Source organism: Niabella ginsenosidivorans (assembly GCF_001654455.1).
Classification (GTDB): Bacteria; Bacteroidota; Bacteroidia; order Chitinophagales; family Chitinophagaceae; genus Niabella; species Niabella ginsenosidivorans.
On sequence record NZ_CP015772.1, the window covers coordinates 2,367,713 to 2,385,559 of the forward strand.

At 44.3% G+C, this 17,847-nt stretch carries 14 protein-coding genes; 8 read left to right on the plus strand and 6 right to left on the minus strand.

All coding sequences use genetic code 11. The features are described from left to right. Positions 1 to 23 precede the first annotated feature (23 nt). Positions 24 to 857, plus strand: coding sequence for a peptide chain release factor N(5)-glutamine methyltransferase (gene prmC / locus A8C56_RS09855; RefSeq protein ID WP_067755186.1), 834 nt, complete (start codon positions 24 to 26; stop codon positions 855 to 857). Between the two features lie 495 nt (positions 858 to 1,352). Here the strand turns inward: prmC and A8C56_RS09860 are convergent, their stop codons facing one another. The 3 genes from A8C56_RS09860 to A8C56_RS09870 all read right to left on the minus strand — a co-directional run bounded on the left by A8C56_RS09860 (position 1,353) and on the right by A8C56_RS09870 (position 4,201). Continuing rightward, the gene (locus A8C56_RS09860; protein ID WP_067755189.1) at positions 1,353 to 2,303 is read right to left on the minus strand and encodes an SPFH domain-containing protein; all 951 of its coding nucleotides are present in this window, start codon (positions 2,301 to 2,303) and stop codon (positions 1,353 to 1,355) included. Positions 2,304 to 2,355: 52 nt separating this feature from the next. Beyond that, positions 2,356 to 3,606 (minus strand): peptidase T, encoded by a 1,251-nt coding sequence (pepT, locus tag A8C56_RS09865; RefSeq protein ID WP_067755193.1) that lies wholly within the window; start codon positions 3,604 to 3,606, stop codon positions 2,356 to 2,358. A gap of 139 nt (positions 3,607 to 3,745) precedes the next feature. Continuing rightward, positions 3,746 to 4,201 (minus strand): FKBP-type peptidyl-prolyl cis-trans isomerase, encoded by a 456-nt coding sequence (locus tag A8C56_RS09870; protein ID WP_067755196.1) that lies wholly within the window; start codon positions 4,199 to 4,201, stop codon positions 3,746 to 3,748. A gap of 216 nt (positions 4,202 to 4,417) precedes the next feature. Here A8C56_RS09870 and fmt point away from each other — a divergent pair, with 216 nt between their 5' ends. Then, positions 4,418 to 5,350 (plus strand): methionyl-tRNA formyltransferase, encoded by a 933-nt coding sequence (fmt, locus tag A8C56_RS09875; RefSeq protein WP_245645825.1) that lies wholly within the window; start codon positions 4,418 to 4,420, stop codon positions 5,348 to 5,350. Positions 5,351 to 5,544: 194 nt separating this feature from the next. On the opposite strand, the gene A8C56_RS09880 is transcribed toward fmt, so the two are convergent. Beyond that, a complete protein-coding gene (locus A8C56_RS09880) occupies positions 5,545 to 7,383 on the minus strand; it encodes an SH3 domain-containing protein (protein WP_084490146.1) in 1,839 nt (612 codons plus the stop codon). 137 nt (positions 7,384 to 7,520) lie between these two features. Here A8C56_RS09880 and panD point away from each other — a divergent pair, with 137 nt between their 5' ends. From panD to A8C56_RS09895, 3 genes are all read left to right on the plus strand, one after another. Next, a complete protein-coding gene (gene panD / locus A8C56_RS09885) occupies positions 7,521 to 7,865 on the plus strand; it encodes an aspartate 1-decarboxylase (RefSeq protein WP_067755202.1) in 345 nt (114 codons plus the stop codon). Positions 7,866 to 8,047: 182 nt separating this feature from the next. Next, positions 8,048 to 10,234 (plus strand): alpha-galactosidase, encoded by a 2,187-nt coding sequence (locus A8C56_RS09890; protein ID WP_067755205.1) that lies wholly within the window; start codon positions 8,048 to 8,050, stop codon positions 10,232 to 10,234. Between the two features lie 186 nt (positions 10,235 to 10,420). Next, entirely contained in the window at positions 10,421 to 10,681 is a 261-nt protein-coding gene (locus tag A8C56_RS09895; RefSeq protein WP_067761839.1) for a hypothetical protein, read from the plus strand. A 338-nt stretch (positions 10,682 to 11,019) separates the two neighbouring features. Here A8C56_RS09895 and A8C56_RS09900 read toward each other — a convergent pair whose 3' ends face one another. After that, complete coding sequence (locus tag A8C56_RS09900; protein ID WP_067755207.1) at positions 11,020 to 11,754, minus strand: DUF481 domain-containing protein; 735 nt, start codon at positions 11,752 to 11,754, stop codon at positions 11,020 to 11,022. 115 nt (positions 11,755 to 11,869) lie between these two features. On the opposite strand from A8C56_RS09900, the gene A8C56_RS09905 reads away from it, so the two are divergent. Next, on the plus strand, positions 11,870 to 13,255 hold the full coding sequence (locus A8C56_RS09905; RefSeq protein ID WP_067755210.1) for a sugar porter family MFS transporter: 1,386 nt from the start codon (positions 11,870 to 11,872) through the stop codon (positions 13,253 to 13,255). 162 nt (positions 13,256 to 13,417) lie between these two features. Next, complete coding sequence (locus tag A8C56_RS09910; RefSeq protein WP_067761841.1) at positions 13,418 to 14,848, plus strand: DUF4403 family protein; 1,431 nt, start codon at positions 13,418 to 13,420, stop codon at positions 14,846 to 14,848. A 143-nt stretch (positions 14,849 to 14,991) separates the two neighbouring features. Here A8C56_RS09910 and A8C56_RS09915 read toward each other — a convergent pair whose 3' ends face one another. After that, a complete protein-coding gene (locus A8C56_RS09915; RefSeq protein ID WP_067755213.1) occupies positions 14,992 to 15,513 on the minus strand; it encodes a GtrA family protein in 522 nt (173 codons plus the stop codon). 264 nt (positions 15,514 to 15,777) lie between these two features. Here A8C56_RS09915 and argS point away from each other — a divergent pair, with 264 nt between their 5' ends. Beyond that, complete coding sequence (argS, locus tag A8C56_RS09920) at positions 15,778 to 17,553, plus strand: arginine--tRNA ligase (protein ID WP_067755216.1); 1,776 nt, start codon at positions 15,778 to 15,780, stop codon at positions 17,551 to 17,553. Positions 17,554 to 17,847: the final 294 nt, after the last annotated feature.

Consider the following 17,847-nt stretch of genomic DNA (forward strand, 5'->3'; position numbering starts at 1 on the left):
TGTAAATGAATTAAGTTTGCAGAATGAACCTGCAGGAGTTACAAGAGGAATTTATAAGCGCTATCAGCGCTGTTTATGAAACAACAGAAGCCTGGAACATCTGGAACCTTATTGTACACCACATCCATGATAACGAAAAAAAAGGCATTACCATAGCAGGCGGATCACCCCAAAAATACCTGGAAGCCATTAAACGTCGGTTGTTACAGCAGGAACCTGTACAATATATTTTGCAGGAAGCCTGGTTTTATGATTGCCCGTTTTATGTTGATAAAAATGTTCTGATACCAAGACCTGAAACAGAAGAACTGGTGCACTGGGTGATAAAAGAGCACCAACACCGGAAAGAATTAAAAATACTGGATATTGGCACGGGCAGCGGTTGCATTCCCTGCATCCTGAAAAGAAAGCTGCCGCAGGCTGCCGTTTTCAGCTGCGATATCAGCAAGGCAGCAATTGAAGTTGCCCGCCGAAACGCGGCTGCGTGCCAGCTTGCAATAGCATTTTTTGAGCTTGATTTCCTGAATCCTGAAAACTGGAAGCTGCTCCCGAAGGTCGATGTTATTGTCAGCAACCCTCCTTATATCCCCGGAAAGGACCGGGGCTTTATGCACCCAAATGTGCTGGACTATGAACCATCGCTGGCTTTATTTGTGCCGGATAATGACCCATTGCTCTTTTATAAAAAAATTGCGGAAGCCTCCGGAAGTCTATTGCAACCCAATGGCGCCGTTTATGTGGAGACCCATGAAGAGCTTGCGGTTGCAAGTGCAGAAGTTTTTGAGCAAGGAGCCTTTACTACTGTTATCAGGCAAGATCTGCAGGGTAAAAACCGCTTTGTAAAAGCCAGCAACTGATAACCGCAGTCAGTTTTTTAAAATGCCCACATCAAAAGTGGTTTGTGCAGCCATCAACCACGGCCAGAGCTGCAGTCAATGGCTGCCTGGCTGGTAGCAGGTCCTTAATGGCTGAAAGAAATAGTTTTGATATCGCTTCGATATAAATACCGCGTATTTTCTTTGCGAATTTCATTTTGGCGGTTTTATTCAAGTGTTTTCAAAAATGTACTGCTATTTTTGATTCTTTACTATAAAGGAAAGATCTAAAACCAACGCGGGGAAGACCTGCACTCAATGCTGTAATGCCCATGCCCTACAAACAATTTTCAGGAAAAACAGACCGGCTGCTGAAGAAATTAAACAAGGGGTAAGCACACCGCTTTGTAAATACATTGCTCCCTGTACAGGAGATTGAACGCGTAAGCGCTAATACTTATGAACACCAGGCTGGCACCATCGCCAGCCATTTTTTATAAAACTGTTCTCAGGAATCAGAACCGTTGTCATAAATGTTTAGGGCTGGTTTTGCTGCTGGGCAGCAGGAGCTCCGGAACGCATCATCATAGCCTGGAACTGTTTCATGGTGTGCTCCATTCCTTCTGTGCTTCCGTCAAGGAAAATAACATTCCCTTTTCCGTATTCCGCAAAGTTCTTAATGGCTTCTGTCCACATGCTGAACAAAATAAAATTGGTGTCCAGGTTGGCCTGGCGCAGCTCCACTGCCGCGGAAGACAGCCCCTTTGCCACTTCTTCCCGGAACAGGGCAATACCCTGCCCTCTTAATTTTGCGGCCTCCCTCTCTGCTTCAGCGCTGATCTTTATAGCATTTCCTTCTGCTTCGGCCGATTTGGTTTTGGTGATCAACAAGGCCTGGCCTTCATTTTCTGCGGCTGCTTTCAGGTTATTGCTGGCCACCACCTTGCTCATGGAATCAAGAATCATTTTATCAAAAGTGATATCATTGATCTGAAGGTCCAGCAGATGGTAACCCCATTCTTCCAGGGTATGGTCGATTTCTACCTTTACGTATTGCACAATTTCACGGCGCAGTCCCAATACTTCTGCCTGCTTCTTTGTTGCCACAAAAGCCCGTATATTCCCTTCAATAGTTCTTACCAACGCCTGCATCAGATCGCGGTCGCCGATAAATTTGAACGCTACTTTCTTAATGGTTTCCTCTGATTCATTTTGCACTGCATACAACAGCATGCTTTTGAAATAAACATTTGCCTGGTCCTGGGTAACCGCCTGGAACTCCAGTTCAACCGAACGGTTCTGAATGGAAATCTTTTTCATGACCCGCTCAAAAAAGGGGATCTTCAAATGCAGACCAGGCCCCACTATCCGGCGGTAGCCTCCAAACAATGTGATTACACCAATATACCCCTGGTTAATGGTAAACAGCCCGCTGAGGATGGTTATTAAAACAATCGCCCCGATGATGTACAGAGGATTTACGTCCATAAGCTTGTCATTTATTGTTTAACGTTGTAATGAATGATTTTGTTATTTTTTGCTAAGAAGATTTTTCTTCCCAGACCTGTACAAGATGGATCAGCGTTTCCACGGACTTCTGCATATCCTGGATGCTTACATATTCCTGTTTTCCGTGAAAAGCCATTTCACCCGTAAAGATATCCGGAAAAGGAACGCCCATAAAAGACAGGCGGGACCCGTCTGTACCGCCCCTGGCGCTGTGCTTTTTAAAAACAACACCACTTCTTTCCATAGCTGTTTTTACATATTCCCCAATCTCCGGGTGCCTGTCCACAATTTCTTTCATATTGCGGTATTGCTCCTTGCTTTCAAATTCATACCGGCTGCCGGTATACCTTCCAACGGCCTGTTTGGCAAACTGCTCCAGCCGTGCTTCATGCAACTTTAGCCGGGCCGTTTCAAAATCACGGATAATAAAGGAAACCACGGCTTTTTCGGCGGTTCCTTCCATATGAACCGGGTGCACAAATCCCTCCCTGTCTTCAGTGGTTTCCGGGCTGAATGAATCTTTCGGCAACAGATCCAGGAAGGTGGCAGCAACTTTCATAGCATTTACCAGTTTGTTCTTTGCATATCCCGGGTGAATGCTGTTGCCATAAAAGGTAACCGTAGCACCATTAGCGCTAAAGGTTTCATCTGTATAGCTGCCCCTTTCACCACCGTCCAGTGTATATCCAAAATCAGCCCCCAGGCGCTCCAGGTTTACATGATCCACGCCCCGGCCAATCTCTTCATCCGGCGTAAAAAGGATCCGGATCGTTCCATGCTTTACCTCCGGGTGCGTTGTTAAATAATGGGCCAGATCCATTATAATAGCCACACCAGCCTTATCATCTGCCCCCAGGAGCGTGGTGCCGGAAGCGGTGATGATATCTTCTCCTTTTTTTGTTTTCAGGTAAGGATGATCTGCCGGCCGGATGACCTGCTTTGGATCGTCCGGTAATACAATATCTTTTCCGTCATAATTCTGATGAACAATCGGTTTTACATGGGTACCTGAACAATCTGATGAGGTATCCATATGACTGCAAAAGCAGATCACCGGAACCTTTTTATCAGATGTGGAAGGAAGGGTGGCATAAACATACCCCTGATCATCCAGCTCAGCATCGGCTACTCCCATAGATCTTAGCTCATCTGCCAAAACCCTGCCCAGCTCTTTTTGTTTTTCAGTAGAAGGAACAGTTGTTGAGTGGGGATCACTTTGGGTATCAATAGTTACATATTGTAAAAACCGCTCTGCAACCGTAAAACTATAGTCTGCATCCATACATCGCAATATTAAATTAAATTTAATATAAATAAAAATTAAATATTTTAAATCAATACATTATATAATGTTACATTAACTTTAAAGCAATATAAAAGCAGCTCCTGAAAGCTGCTTTATCAATAGTGTTTTGCTCAATTTATGGCATAATGATCAACGGGCTGCCTCCTTCAATTTCCACCAGTTCCAGATCAAAAACAAGATCCTTTCCGGCTAACGGATGGTTAGCATCCAGTACGATTTTATCATCGGTGATCTCTTTTACCACTACCTGGAACTGCTGTCCCTGCGGATCGCTCATCACCAATGGCATACCTACTTCCACTTCCATGTCTTTAGGCAGGCGATCTTTGGGCATTTCGATTACCATATCAGGGTTTACCTGCCCGTATGCTTCGTCAGCAGGAATGGTGATGGTCTTTTTTTCGCCAACTGTCATGCCGGTTACCCCCTCATCAAAACCTTTAATAACCATGCCGCTCCCGATTTCAAAAGGTAACGGATCTCTTCCCTCTGAAGAATCGAAGGTTTCTCCGGTAGTCAGTTTGCCATGATAATGTACCTTTACCTTATCGCCCTTTTTTGCTTGTTGCATTGAATGAATTTAAAAATGAAAAAACTTATTTGAAAGGCAAGGTAACCATTTTTAGCCAGATGCCATAATTTGAGGCGTCGGGGCTGTATTTCCACGGCCATCGGGGATGAAGCGCTATAATGGTTTATGCCAATAACAATCTGGTAAATAGCGCTATGCGCTTCTTTACCCAATTAAAAATAATATATCCCCGTATTTTCTTGTTATTTTCGCAGCATGCTATATCAAGAATTGCGTATTGTATTTATGGGAACCCCTGAATTTGCAGTAGCCAGCCTGGAAGCGTTACTGCATGCAGGATGTACTGTTGTTGGCGTAATTACAGCACCGGATAAACCCGCAGGCCGTGGGATGGAATTGCAGCAAAGCCCGGTAAAAAAATATGCTGTTCAAAAGGGTTTGCCGGTATTGCAGCCGGAAAAGCTAAAAAACCCTGATTTTTTAAATGCCCTGCGCTCACTGAAAGCGGATTTACAGGTATGTGTTGCGTTCAGGATGCTGCCAGAGATCGTATGGAATATGCCGCCTATGGGAACTATTAACCTGCATGGATCACTGCTGCCGCAATACCGTGGAGCGGCCCCCATTAACTGGGCAGTGATCAATGGTGAAAAAGAAACCGGGGTAACGACGTTCAGATTACAGCATGAAATTGATACCGGCAACATCCTGCTACAGGAATCGTTTCCGATTGGTACGGAAGATACTGCCGGAACGGTACATGACACCATGAAGAAAACAGGCTCACAGTTACTGGTAAAAACAATAAAAGGAATAGCAGACGGTACCATTACAGAAACCCCTCAAATAATACCCGCAGGAGCATCAGTACATCATGCACCAAAGTTATTTACTGAAACCTGCCTGATCAGTTTTAATAAGCCCGTGGAGCAGGTATACAACCTGGTACGCGGCCTTTCACCCTATCCGGGTGCCTTCACTTATCTGAACGGAAAAAAGCTGAAGATCTTTAAAGCTGTTGTTGGGCAGCTACACCCTGATGAGGATCCGGGAGAATATAAAACCGATGGTAAAACGTTTCTGGCTTTTGCATGTGCTGACGGATATCTATATTTAAAGGAAGTACAACTGGAAGGTAAAAAAAAGATGCTGATTGATGATTTCCTGAGAGGTTACCAGTTTAAATAGGTCGGTTCCCTTAGTTCATCTTTTAAACCAAACAGAACGTTATTATCCATTACTATATTTGCTAAGAAATTATAGGCCGTTAGCACTTCTATTGACGTAAAATGGAAATCTTTTATATTTTTGGTTACAATACAACTGCAAATGAAAAAAGGAGTCTTTTTGAGCACTCCTTCTACCCTTTGGTTTCAATATTGTTAATGCGTAACTACCAGGTCAAAATCGCTTTCATTGATTCGTAAAGCAGTGGCAGCAGCATCGCTGATGCGGGCGCCCAGCTGATCTTTTTGCTTCAGGCTTTTTACATCACCTAATACTTTAGCATAAATGGAAGTATTGTTACCGGGATTGGATAATTTTACAATAGTACCTGCGGGCACACCATCAATAAGTGCATAATATTTACCATCGGCCCATCCTTTATCTGTCTTAAAGGTACCGGCACGTACCGGTTGATCGGTTGTAGAAGCATTCCCGCTCTGACTTTCATAGGCAGTTTTAAAAAAGCCGCTCTGATCATAATTGGCTGCTGCAGGCGTTACGTCTGCCACAGGTGCGGAAGACACTTCCTGGTTTGTACGGGTATTGGAGCGGGTAGCCGTTTCCGGCTTTTTAACTGCGGCTACTTCTTCATTATTTTGCGCAGTTGCTTCATTGCCCGGTGTAAGGTATTGCGTAGCCGCATAGCCTTCCACCCCGCTGCCTGTACGCACGGAAGACCATTCACCATTCACCTGTTTCAGGATCGTGATGGTTTCGTCTTTCTGTATTCTCCCAATTACGGGCTGATCAGTACCCGGGCCTTTACGGAGATTTACGGCTGTACCCACTGTTACTTTTTGGGCTTCCGGTTTGGCTGCCGTCTCATTTCCGGCCGGCGCCGGCACCAGGTATTGGGTAGCCGCATAGCCCTCAACACCATTGCTGGTGCGCACAGACGACCACTCATCATTAACCTGCTTAATAATGGAAATCGTTTCATCTTTTTCGATCCTGCCTACAACAGGTTGGTCGGTGCCAGGGCCTTTACGCACATTGACGGCTGTTCCTACCTGCACTTTTTGAACAGTTGTCTTAGCCGTATTTTCGTTTTCATTCGCTGCGGGTGCCGGTGTCAGATACTGGGTAGCCGCATAGCCTTCAATCCCTTTACTGGTACGAACCGAAGACCACTCTTTATCAACCTGCTTAATAATAGTAACGGTTTCATCTTTTTCAATCCTGCCAACAATGGGCTGGTCAGTGCCGGGGCCTTTGCGTACATTGATTGCGGTTCCTACCTGTACTTTTTCGGTAGCCGGCTTTGCCGGTTCTTCGTTTACATTGGATGCCGGCACCAGGTATTGGGTGGCCGCGTAGCCTTCCACTCCCTTACCGGTGCGGACAGATGACCATTCCTTATTGACCTGCTTAATAATAGTAACCGTTTCATCCTTTTCGATCCTGCCAACAATAGGCTGATCGGTGCCGGGCTTCTTTCGTATATTGATGGCCGTTCCTACCTCTATGCTTTTGCCTGTTGCAGCTTTTCCTTTTTTCTGCTCCTTTTGGGCAACAGCATCACTTTTCTTTTGGTCATCTGTTTTATCATCCTTACTGGCTGCATTATTTACCAGATAACCTACCAGCAGATCCTGGCCTTTTACAACCACATCCTTTTTCAGATTGTTCCAGCTTTTTAGGGTCTTAACAGCTACGCCGTTGAACTTATGGCTGATAGTGGTCAGATTATCTTTACCGGACACCTCATAATAAACCGGTATTCCCTTTTTTGACCGGGTAAGATTGTTTGCCGTAAGCGGCACTTTAATAACAGCGCCTGTTTTTAAACCCTGGCTGGTTTTCAGGCCATTTGCTTTTGCCAATGCAGTAAGGGGAACATTGTATTTTTTACTTAAATAATTCAATGATTCACCCGATGTAACAACGTGCGTTACCACAGCACCCCTGGAGGAAGCTGTTGCAGTTAATTTCTTTTGAGCATGTGCTGATGTCATCAACAGAACAAATCCGGCCGTAGCAAAAAACGATTTCATGGTATTTAATGTGTCTTAAAATATATCCAATAAAGTACGAATTTACAATATTATTTACAACTAAACGTACTTAGGATTTGTTAACTATAAACCATTTTTTAACAGGATAGTACAGGAAAACTGTAATTTTGCACCCCATGTTTATAGAAGTCTTTAAATCTAAGATACACAGGGCCACCGTTACCGAGGCTTTTTTAAATTATATGGGCAGCATTACCATTGATGAGGACCTGATGGACGCTGCCAATTTAATTGAAAATGAAAAAGTTCAGGTAGTAAATGTGAACAACGGTGAGCGCCTGGAAACCTATGTTATCAAAGGGAGGCGTGGTTCCGGGACGGTATGCCTGAACGGCCCTGCCGCCCGCAAAGCCCAGGTAGGAGATATTGTCATCATTATTTCCTATGCCGCTATGGATTTTGAGGAAGCCAAAAAACACAAGCCTACCATTGTTTTTCCAAAAGAAGGAAACAGGCTATAATTGTTACACTACGGGATTACCTGACCTAACGGCAGGTACACGAATAAGCCCAACGGCGCTATTTATGCCCATTTGAAAAGTACAGAATGGTATTTTACTGGTGCCGGCTGTCCGTTCTGCACTGTGCATGGCTGCATTAGCAGTATACATAGTATCTTGCAGGGTACGAAACCTTATATGCAATGAAGAGATTGTGTGCCGTGCTTTTGTTATTTTCTTTCTATTCTTTCTTAAAAGCCCAGCAATTGCCGGTTTGGAATGAAAGCCAGAACCGGTGGAACGAAAAAGACTGGCTGGTAGCGCCTGTAACAAATAAAGCCGGAGTTTACGGTACTCCTGATAAAAAGGAGATCGTTCTGGATAACGGGCTGATTGAGCGCAGATTCCGCCTTTACCCTAATGTAGCCTGTATTGATTTTAAAAACAAGATCAATAATCAGCAACTGTTAAGAGCCGTGAAAGCCGAAGCCCGCATTACGATCAACGGTACCGATTATAATATAGGCGGCCTGTATGGGCAGAAAGAAAATGCCTATCTTCTGTCGGAATGGGTAGATGCCTTTCAAAAACACGACAGTGATTTTATATTTGTGAAATACGAAGTCAGCGAACTGCCTCCTTATCTGCATCCGCAAACAAAAATGTGGGCTTCCAATAGCAAGGCGGCTACCGGTAAATTACTTACATTTCATTATCAATCCGGTTTGCCCGGTTTAAAGGGTATTATTGTTCTTATGCATTATGAATTATATGATGGACTGCCTCTCATTGTAAAATGGCTGAGCATTTGCAATCAATCGGGCCAGCCGGTTCATTTGAACCGTGTAGTGAACGAAATACTGGGTATGGCAGAGGAACAAAGTGCCGTAACAGGAAGTGCAGATAAAATGGAAAAGCCTAGTGGCTTATACCTGGAGACCAACTACGCGTTTAACAATGCTATGCGGTATAGCCTGAGCGATCAGACCACACACTGGAAAACGGACAGCAGTTATACTTCGCAGGTAAATTATGAACTGCAAACGCCCTGTCTGCTGGAAGTATATCCTGAATATGGCCCGGGTATTGACCTGCAGCCGAATGCGATTTTCACTTCTGTAAGAACTTATGAACTGGCCATGGACAGTTATGACCGTCAGCGGCGGGGAATGGCTATCCAGAAAATGTACAGCACTATCGCGCCCTGGGCCACAGCAAACCCGATATTCATGCACCTGGTAAGCAAAAATGACAATGAGGTTTATAATGCAATAGACCAATGCGCCGCTACAGGATATGAAGCGCTGATCCTGAGTTTTGGCAGCCACATCAACATGGAAGATGTTACTGGCGGCAACCTGGAACGATGCAAAAAGCTGGCCGGCTATGCGCATAAAAAAGGAATTAAAATAGGCGCATACTCTTTATTCAGCTCAAGAAAGATCAGCGAAGAAGATGATGTTATCAATCCGCAAACCGGTAAGACCGGTGGTAGTTTTTTTGGGAATGCGCCATGTTTTGGTAGTAAATGGGGGCTTGCTTACCGTAATAAAATAAAACAATTCTTTACAGTAACCGGCTTTGATATCTGGGAAAATGACGGGCCTTATCCCGGTGACCGCTGCGCTTCTGTGAAACACCCCGGCCATAAAGGGCTTGAGGATAGTCAGTGGCGGCAAATGGAGCTTCAGAAAGAATTATATCACTGGCTCAACAGCAGGGGCATTTATATTAATGCACCAGACTGGTATTTTCTGGACGGCACCAATAAAATTGCCCTGGGTTACCGGGAAGTTAATTTTTCATTGCCCCGCGATCAGCAGAAAATACTGAACCGGCAGAATATCTTTGACGGTACCTGGGATAAGCTGCCTTCTATGGGCTGGGGCTTTGTACCATTGACCCGTTACCAGGGTGGTGGGCCCGAAGCCATACTGGAGCCTCTTTCTGAACATCTGGATGATTATGAGCAACTGATGATGCAATACTATGGTGCAGGGGTGCAGGCCTGTTACCGCGGGCCAAGGCTCTATGATACCAACACAACCAAAGAACGTGTAACCGCGGTGATCAGTTGGTATAAAAAATACCGTTCAGTCTTAAATGCACCGATCATACATTTACGCCGTGCCGACGGAAGATACTGGGATGGCTGGCTGCATACAGATCCTTTACAAAAGGAAAGAGGGTTACTGTTATTGTTCAACCCAACAGACCGGTCCTTACAACTGACCATTCAACTCCCGCTTTATTATACGGGCCTTACCAGTACCGCCCGTGTCCGTGAAAAAGAAGGCCCGTTACAAACCTACCGGCTAAACAGGAACTTTGAGATTGAACTACCTGTTGTATTAGCACCCCATGCTTATTCCTGGTGGGTTATAGAGTAGTATTAATATCATTGAACACACGGCAACTATTCTTTATTGAAACCGATAAATGAATTACTGCCTGTGAGATCATTTAAAGGCACAGACAGCAGTTCATCTGTTAAAAAACAATTACATAATTACATTTTAGCATGGAGTTTGTGGTTTTTGTATAACTATAATCCCTGATCTTAAATGACGCTTATCATGAAGAAAACAATTATTCTCATAGCTCTTTTCTATGTAATAGCTTTCCTCATCGTGTTTGCATTTGCCAAGTTAAGCCCGGACGGGGATGGCAACGATCTGGGAATGGGAAGTATGGCAGTTATTTTTTTTATGGTATTGATAGCCCTGCTTGCAGTTATTAATTTTATAAAAGGGATCACAATGAGCAAGAACTTTTTCATTGTAGCGTTGATCCATACAGTAATCCTTGTATTTGTCTATTATTTTATTTACCAGTGACAATAGAGAATTGAGATGTGAGACCTGAGATACCCGTAACTATGAAGAATTGTTTTTAGTGATCAGTTTTCAGAATCGAAATCTCAGCTATCAGTCATTAGTTGTCAGCTTTGCCTTATACCCAGATTCCTGCTTCCTATTCGCTAATTGACCCTGGACTATGGACCATCGACCATGAGCCCAGTGGTCAGTTTTCAGAATTGAAATAAACTATTCACTATTGACCTTTCAGTCTTCAGTTATAAGTGCTCACTTATCAGTGTTTTGCTTATTGCTTACTTCCTATTGACCATAGGACCTGTCATAACCATTGACTATCGACCATGGACTATGGGCTATCAGAAATATTGCTCAATCAATATACCGTAGGTCAGCAAAAGATTTTCTTTATCCGTGCGGCTGATGCGGTTATAATTGAGCCGTGTAGATAAAGAAAGCCATTTCATCAGTTTTATGGATAGCCCCATTTGGGTGGTAATGATATAATCACCGATATTTTTTACAGACGGCTGCCAGAAAGCAGTGCCATCGAACGAAACTCTTTGCACAGGAAACAGCCTTAACTGGAGCCGCAATGAGTTACGGAACGTTGTATAAATATCCGGTATGCTATCGTTAATCAGCAGGTTACTGTGCTCAAAAAGTATTCCGTCGCTCACTCGCAGGTACATATGTTTTGTATCTACCAGCTTATAGGCCACTCCCAGCCCTGCCTGGAACTGGTTATTGATCTTTAAGGAATAGCTGGAGGTATAACCTGCCAGTCCCCAGTAATTAATACGGGCAGCAGTGTCCCTGTAAATATTAAAGTCGACCGAAGTGCTGAAATCATTGTTGGTAAGCCCGTCCTTATTTTTCCCGTAGATCCAGCCGGAATTAAAATTCAGTTCCGATTTTCTTTTATAATATTTATACTTTATAAAATTATTGAGCAAATAATTTCTGTCGCCGGAAGCATTATTTAATGTTCCGGCCAGGTTAATGTTTAAATAATGATGCAATGAATCATTAAACTGGGCCGCTGCCGCAAGCTTCAGTTGCAGCAATAAAGCGAGCAAATAGACCTTTTTCATGATACCCTGCGAAAATAATCATCTCACCTTCTTTATCCAACCATCCGGGCCTATAATTAATCTCACTTTTACAAATGCCGAAACATACGTATCTTACGGGCAAAAGCATTGAAACATGCAGTTATCTAACGGTTCATTATCTGCCGCCAGGGGCGGACAAAATCTTTTAGGCATTTCAATAATAGCAGCGCTTGCCGGATTTATTTTTGGATTCGATACGGTAGTTATTTCCGGTGCCAATCTTCCCATAAAAGAATTGTGGCATACCTCTCCCTGGTTTCATGGCTTTTTCATTATGTCCATGGCATTATGGGGAACGGTGATCGGCGCGATATTTGGCGGCATTCCAACTGAAAAATACGGAAGAAAGAAAATATTGCTTTGGGTAGGCATCTTCTTCAGCCTGTCGTCCATCGGGTCTGCTTTTGCCCCTGATCCTTATTCGTTTTCATTTTTCCGGTTTATTGGCGGGGTTGGCATTGGTATTTCCTCTGTTGCCGCGCCAACGTATATTTCAGAAATATCAACGCCTGCAACAAGAGGCCGCCTGGTAGCCATGTACCAGTTCAATATTGTGTTTGGCATCCTGATCGCGTACCTCTCCAATTATTTTTTAAAGGGGGTTGGGGGCGCCAACGACTGGCGGTGGATGCTGGGAGTAATGGCCCTGCCTTCCTTATTGTATACCCTGCTGGTCATTGGTATTCCGGAAAGCCCCAGATGGCTGATCGCCAAAAAGAGGAATGAGGCCGCTGCAAGAAGCATTCTTCAAAAGCTGGGCGTTATGAACATTGATGACGAAGTAAAAACCATACTGTCTGCTCTTGAAACGGCACCCGATAAGAAACAGAATGGCGCCGGTTTTTTCAGCTCAAAATACAAACGGATCATCTGGCTGGCCTTTTTTGTAGCTTTTTTCAATCAATGGTCTGGTATTAACTTTATTTTATATTATGCGCCTGAGATACTGGAGCGGGCCGGTCTTGCCGCCAGGGATTCTTTAAAGAACTCCATCGCTTTAGGTGGCACTAACCTCATCTTTACATTTGCTGGACTTTACCTTATTGACCGGCTCGGAAGAAAAACATTGCTGCTTATAGGTTCTGTAGGTTATATTGTAAGCCTTGCAATGGTAGCCTGGTCTTTTTACAGTGGTGCTCCTGCAGGCTTCCTGTTACTGTTCCTCCTGTTATTTATTGCATCCCACGCGGTGGGACAGGGCGCCGTGATCTGGGTATTTATATCGGAAATATTCCCTAACAATATCCGTGCCTTGGGCCAGTCTTTCGGGGCAAGCATTCACTGGGTCTTTGCCGCCATTATTACTTTAATAACGCCTGTATTCCTGGATGCAGACAATGGTATATTCAAAGACAATCCCTGGCCTATCTTTGCCTTTTTTGCTTTTATGATGTTCCTGCAATTGCTGTGGGTGCTCATTAAAGTGCCGGAAACCAAAGGTGTTTCACTGGAAGAGCTGGAAAAACGGCTGGTACGGTAACTACAGCCGTTCAATTACTTATCAGCGCTCCTATCCGGCTGTTGGTGAAAACTGAGCTGTCGCAGCTATACCCCCGTCTTGTGCCGGCCCTGGTCCGTGCATAACTGTTACTATGTTGCTGCAATACATGATTTTCCTATTTTAGCAGCTGATTTTGATTTTATGAAAAATTGTTTATTCCTGTTATACGCGCTGCTTATAATGGTTGTAAGCTATGGTCAGGAGCAGATCGCCTCTCCTGTACCAGACCTGTCGCCGCCTGTTTATCCAACAGAAACCCTGCCGGAATCAGAAATTAACATCCCGGTACAAATTGACCTGACGCCTTTTTTTGCGCTGGCCAATAAAAAAGTGGACACTTTATTTACCTCACCTGATTTTCCCAATGCCTGGGTGCAGGATGGCTGTGCTATCCGGTATAAATACAGTTTCAGAAGAGGCCCCCTTCAGTTTTCCCTGAAAAATACAACGCTGGACATTTCTTTTACGGGGTACTATAAAATCATAGGTTCCACCAGGGGCTGTGTAAACGGAAAAGCCATCACACCCTGGACGCCCGCCTGCCAGTGCGGCTTTGAAGAGGGCGAACGGAAGGTAAAGGTAGGTTTCACCATTGATATTGCTTTACTTACCAATTATACCATTAAGATGCAGGTAACCCGCAGGGAGCCGGAGCCTCTTGATCGTTGCAATGTGTGCTTTTGGGGGCAGGATATTACATCCTCCATTCTGGATGCGTTAAAAAAAGAGCTGGATCAGTCAAAAGCAGCTATGGAAAAGGCTTATGGGCGCATCGACTTAAAACCTCGCTTTCAGGATCTGTGGAACCGGCTGAACAGCCCCTATAATGTCAGTAACATGGGATGGTTACAGGTAAACCCGCAAAAGATCAGGGTCAACAGCATCAGCACTGCCAATAACCTGCTGCAGCTAAGTGTAGGTCTGGCAGCCAAGCCTGTTGTACGCTTTGAAAAACCTGCAGCAGTAGTTACACCGGTCCCGCACATCAGCAATTTCAGCCGGGAAAAAGGTTTCCAGGTCTATGTGGATATGGTAATGAACTATGATTCGCTCAGCAGGATACTGACCAGCCAGATCAAAGGAAAAGAATTTGTATTCAGCAAAGCTTTTATAAAAAAACGGTTTGTATTTCAGGAATGCAGATTATTAGGGAACCAGGATAACCGGCTGGTCATGCAGGTAAAATTCACAGGAACAGACAACGGCTTTTTTTATGTAACGGGCAAACCTTTGTATTATGCAGATACCCGGGCACTACAGGTAACTGATGTGGATTTTGATCTGAAATCGAAGGATGCCCTGTTAAAAACGGCCGACTGGCTATTTTCAAAAAAGATAACCCACGAAATTGAAAAAATGGCAAAATATGATCTTACAGAAACGCTGAATACCGTTAAAGACAATATCCGCCAGCAGCTCAATCAGGAGTTTATAAAAGGTGTATCAGGCACCGGAAGCGTCAATGATATTTCGGTAGCCGGTATTTTCCCGCAAACCAACTGGCTGGCGGTGCGTGCTTATTGCAATGGTAATCTGATACTGAACATTTCCGGTATGGATCTGAGTTTATAGGTCATGGGGCTCGCTGCCGAATGCTACCGGCTGAAAACCATTCGCGGCCAATAGTCAATAGCACATATCAATGCCTGCTTCTCACTTCTGAAAAACTGATCCTGATAGATCCGATACGGATCTCAGGTCTCAAGCTCCGGACCTCATTCTTCCTCTTCCAGATAGCTGGGCTCTGCATCTTTCTTAAAGCTGAAATGCCGTTGGGCCAGGTAGCTGAACAATACTACAATAACTGTAGTGCCTATCTGTGCAAATACCGGGTAAATGTGCCAGCTTTCCACTGATATCTTCAGCAATACATAGTTGAGCGTGAGGTTAAATACACAAACCAGCAGGTAACGGAACAATTGCACCCGGCCCCGTATTTTACTATCGTCAAAAACCACGTATTTCATCAGGAAAAAGCCTACCACGAAACTTACAAAAAATGAAACGACCAGGGCTGCTATATGCGATTTAAAGGCATAGAACCCAAAATGAAAATCCCGCCCTTCCAGGAGAAACTTATAAGTAATATAATAAGCCAGTAATCCTAAAAAAGTATTTCCGGCGCCGGAAACCGCGTAACGGAAGGTTTGCAGTGGCATTACACGCTTAAAAGGCGGGTAAAAAAAATCAATCACGGGAAGAACAAAATCCCGCACATGGTGTAAATGCTGCCTCATCAGCGGCGAAGATATTCCTTATTCTACTTTAAAGAACATAAAAAAATGTAAAACCGGGCGCACAGGTACCGTTTCCTGCTTAACCCGGTTCCCTCTGCCGGTTGCAGCCTCTTTTTCCGGCAGGCTTGCCAGCGCTTTTACCGCAATAACAACTTCTTAAGGTTCAGATTATATAATACGGAGATCACTGTTTAACACTAATAGTAACAATACCTGCATTTCTGCGCCTGTGTCCTTAAATTTGCACCAAAATTGAAAGGAATAATGAGTATTATAGATCGTCTGAGGCCTATTGTTTCAAAAGCATTAAAGGATTTATATCATAAGGATTTTGATCCGGCGTCCATTGCCATTAACAGCACCAAACCGGAATTTGAGGGCGATTATACGGTCGTATTATTTTCATTTGTAAAAGAATTAAAAAAGCAGCCGGAAATATTGGGAAAGGAGATCGGCGAAAAGCTGGTCACCGATTATCCGGCGCTTATTACCTCCTGTAATGTGATCAAAGGTTTTCTGAACCTGACCATTGCGGAACGTTTCTGGCTGGAATGCCTTAATGCAAATTTCGGTAACCCCTCTTTAGGCAAACAGGAAAAAAACGGCTCTAAGGTAATGGTGGAGTATTCCTCTCCCAATACCAATAAGCCCCTGCACCTGGGACACCTGAGAAACAATTTCCTCGGATGGTCTATTGCAGAAATACTGAAGGCTACAGGAAGCGAAGTGCAGAAATGCTGCATTTCCAACGACCGGGGTATTCATATATCAAAATCAATGATTGCGTGGCAGCTCTACGGGAATGGAGCCACACCCGCTTCCACCGGTATCAAAGGCGATCATTTGGTGGGAGATTATTACGTGCTCTTCGGGCAGAAGCATAAGGAGCAAATTGCGGAATTAGTAGAGAAAGGCATGAGCCGGGAAGCTGCTGAAAGAGAAGCCCCTATTATGAAAGCGGCGCAGCAGATGCTGGTGGACTGGGAAGAAGGGAAACCCGAAGTGCTGGAATTATGGAAGCAGATGAACACATGGGTTTACACCGGCTTTGATGAAACCTATCAACGCATCGGTACCGATTTTGACAAGGTCTATTATGAAAGCGATACTTATATCCTGGGCAAAAAATTTGTAGAACAGGGATTGAAAGACGGGGTATTCTTTAAAAAAGAAGACGGCAGTGTATGGATTGACCTGACTGATGAAGGGCTGGATGAAAAACTGGTATTGCGCAAAGACGGCACCGCCGTTTATATTACACAGGACCTGGGCCTGGCAGATGAAAAATACAAGGATTTTCCCTATGATCAAAGCATCTATGTAATTGCTGATGAGCAGAACTATCATATGAAGGTGCTGCAACTGATTTTACAAAAACTGCATAAACCTTATGCAAACGGTATCTATCATCTCAGCTATGGCATGGTGGAGCTGCCCAGCGGCCGCATGAAGACCAGGGAAGGCACCGTGGTTGATGCCGATGATCTTTTGGATGAGCTTGTGAAAGTGGCAGCCGCCAAAACAGAGGAACTGGGGAAAGTAAAGGACTTTTCAGAAAAGGAATTAAAAGAGCTCTATGACACTATTGCACTGGGTGCCTTAAAGTTCTTTCTTTTAAGGGTCGATCCCAAAAAACGGATGATCTTTAATCCTGAAGAAAGCATCGACTTCCAGGGGTTCACAGGCCCGTTTATTCAGTATACCTATGCCCGTATCCGGTCCATTTTAAGGAATGAACCGCTGGCAGAGGGCGTAACAGGAGCTGAAAGCCTGCTTCCGCTGGAAAAGGAACTGATCGTACTGCTGGAGCAATTCAATACTATTGTAAAACAGGCAGGCAGCGAGCACAACCCTTCTCTGCTGGCAATTTATGCTTTCAGCGTAGCAAAGCTCTTCAATAGCTTTTATACCGTTCATTCCGTACGGAATGCAGAAACTCCCGAAAAGAAAATATTACGTCTGAAACTATGCGCACTGACCTCCGGAACCATCAAGGCTGCAATGGCATTGCTGGGCATCCGGGTTCCGGAAAGGATGTAATATTATTGAACATTAAAAGAACACTGTCAGGAGCTTGCCGAAGAGTGATCAGGCTTCGTCAGGCTGTTCATAACAAATGTTGGAAGTTGTCGGAAATGCATCTACATAAGAGACATCATTCCGGATGGAGCGGAATGATCGGGGGAACCTCATTGATAATACACAGTTCCCCTGGTTTCTCCCGCTATCGCGGGATGCGCCCGGGATGACGATTGAAAAAATTATCATCCCAATCAGCTTAAAGGCAACGCTTTTATGATTGCCTCAGCCTGGCATATCTTCGCCTGGTGCTGG